The 1,678-nt window shown below is 64.1% G+C and carries 2 protein-coding genes; both read right to left on the bottom strand.

Going from position 1 to position 1,678, the window contains the following annotated elements; translation table 11 throughout:
* Positions 1–840 (bottom strand): MCP four helix bundle domain-containing protein (locus tag JHD07_RS29775; protein ID WP_291628644.1); only part of this gene is annotated, 840 nt, incomplete at its 3' end.
* Positions 841–1,009: 169 nt separating this feature from the next.
* A partial coding sequence (locus JHD07_RS29770; RefSeq protein WP_291628642.1) for a nucleotide-binding domain containing protein occupies positions 1,010–1,678 on the bottom strand: 669 nt, incomplete at its 5' end.

The raw sequence follows: 1,678 nt of genomic DNA, 5'->3' as shown, positions 1-1,678 counted from the left end.
GATCTTCGCTTCGGCATCCGCGGCCGCGGCCTCGTCCGCGGCCTTCTGGGCGATCAGCGCCTCCTTGAAGACCTGGAGCACGTCGGCCATGGCGCCGACCTCCGTCTTCTTGCCGCGATGAGGGACTTCGGCCGAAAGGTCGCCCTTGCCCAGCGCCTGCATCGGATCGATGATCGAGTTGATGCCGCTGGAAACGTCTCGGACGAGATAGAAGCTGAGGCCGCAGCCGATCACGACGGCGATGCCGAAGATGACCAAAACCAGCATCAACGCGAAAGCGTAGCTGTCGGCGGCATCGTGCGCCGCCTGTTCGCCGCCCTTGGTGTTGAGCTCGATGTCCTTGTTCAGGACCTCATCCGCCTGGAGCCCGATCTTGTTGACCGTCTTGGAATTGAGCTCCTGTGCCTCGCGCGGGAACTTGCCGGCCTCCTTGCGCGACAAGGCCATCACCTCTTCGGTGCCCTTCTTGTAATCGTCCCAGAGCTTGGACCACTGGCTGTAGAGCGTCCGCTCCTCCGGGGAGGCGATCATGGGCTCGTACTTGCTGCGCGTCTTGGCGAGCATTTCGGTCACGGTGGCAGCGGTCTTCTCCACCGCGAGCTTGTCGTCCAGGGCTTCGGCCAGCATGTGCTGGCGCACCACGTTCCGATAGGTGATGACCGCGGCGCGCAGGTCTCCGATCACCCTGATGCTCGGCATCCAGTTCGTGGTGATGTCGACGGTGTTGGCGTTCATCGTCCGCATCTTCATGACGGCGAGCAGGCCCATGCCGGTCATTGCGAGCAGCAGGAACGCCACGACGCTGATGATCTTGGCGCGGATGGAAATGTTGGCAAACATATCGGGTCCCATTGTGCTGGCGCCGGCGCGCGTCGGAAGCTCTAAAGACTCAACCAAAAGGGAGCAGCGCCGACATCCGACACCAGAGCGCCTGGGCGGATGGCAACTGCGACTCCGTGCGACTACGGAATCCGAAAGAAATGAACAGGCAGCTAAAAATGTCCTGCGCTCAGCGCATGAGCCTCAGCGCGTCAGAGAAAAACTCCGCTCCGCCAAAATTTCCGGACTTCAGAGCGAGCAGCATGTCGCCTTCGGCGCCGACCGCGCGCAGCACCGGAACGCCCGCGGCAATTTCTACTCCTACGAGAAATCCGGGAACCTTCAACCGATCGACAACGGCGCCGGACGTCTCGCCGCCGGCAACCACCAGTCGCCGCACGCCTGATTTGACGAGGCTTTCTGCAATATCGGCCATGGCCTGCTCGATCGCATGGCCGGCGGCGTCGCGGCCGTGGCGCGCCTGCAGCGCGGCGACCTGATCGGGTGTGGAGCTCGATGCGATCAGCACGGGACCGTTGGCCAGTCGCGGTCTCGCCCAGTCAAGCGCGCGCTGCGCTTCGTCCGACCCCGTAATGATACGGTCCGGATCGAGATGAAGCACCGGCATGATGCGTTCGGCATTGGCAATCTGCTGAAGGGTGGCCTGCGAGCAGCTTCCGGCAAGGCATGCGGCCGGCCCGCCGACCAAAGCCCCGGTCTCGCTGCTCGGCGACGCCGATGTCACCTTGCCGGTCGACACCAGCGCGCGCGCGAGCCCGAGGCCCATGCCCGACGCGCCGACCGACAACCGATGTCCGCTGGCGACGAGGCCGATGGTCTCGAGGTCGCGGTCGAATAC

Origin of the sequence: Bradyrhizobium sp., assembly GCF_016462955.1 — a bacterium.
In the GTDB taxonomy this organism is placed as follows: Bacteria; Pseudomonadota; Alphaproteobacteria; order Rhizobiales; family Xanthobacteraceae; genus Bradyrhizobium.
The sequence above is the reverse complement of the archived record's forward strand: the minus strand, read 5'-3'. Positions and strand labels throughout refer to the sequence as shown.